The following is a 443-nucleotide window of genomic DNA, read 5'->3' as shown; positions in this document are numbered from 1 at the left end:
CGGCACACCGTACGCCTGATTTGATGTTTGAATACGCCGAAACCGCACGCGCACGCGGCATCAAAGCCATTATTGCCGGTGCAGGCGGCGCAGCGCACTTGCCGGGCATGGTCGCAGCCAAAACCACCGTCCCCATCTTGGGCGTACCCGTTCCCAGCAAATACCTGCGCGGCGAAGATTCCCTGCTTTCGATTGTGCAAATGCCCAAAGGCGTTCCTGTTGCTACATTTGCCATTGGTGAAGCAGGCGCAGCCAATGCGGCGCTGTTTGCCATTTCACTTTTAGCCAACGAAAATCCTGAATTGGCTGAAAAATTGGCGGCTTTCCGTGCCAAACAAGAGCAAACCGTTCTAGCCATGGAATTGCCCGAAGCATAACGGACTAAGGCCGTCTGAAAGTTGTAAAAGGAAACTTAGATTTCGTTTTACACTTTTCAGACGGCC

At 53.0% G+C, this 443-nt stretch carries 1 protein-coding gene; it reads left to right on the top strand.

Annotated features, from left to right (window positions below; genetic code table 11):
- Positions 1-377, top strand: a 377-nt coding sequence (purE, locus tag ACTHUM_RS19805) for a 5-(carboxyamino)imidazole ribonucleotide mutase (protein ID WP_440403982.1), incomplete at its 5' end; no start/stop codon positions are given.
- Positions 378-443 lie beyond the last annotated feature (66 nt).

It is taken from the genome of Neisseria sp. P0021.S006 (genome assembly GCF_051956895.1).
This window is presented reverse-complemented; position numbering and strand designations above follow the sequence as displayed.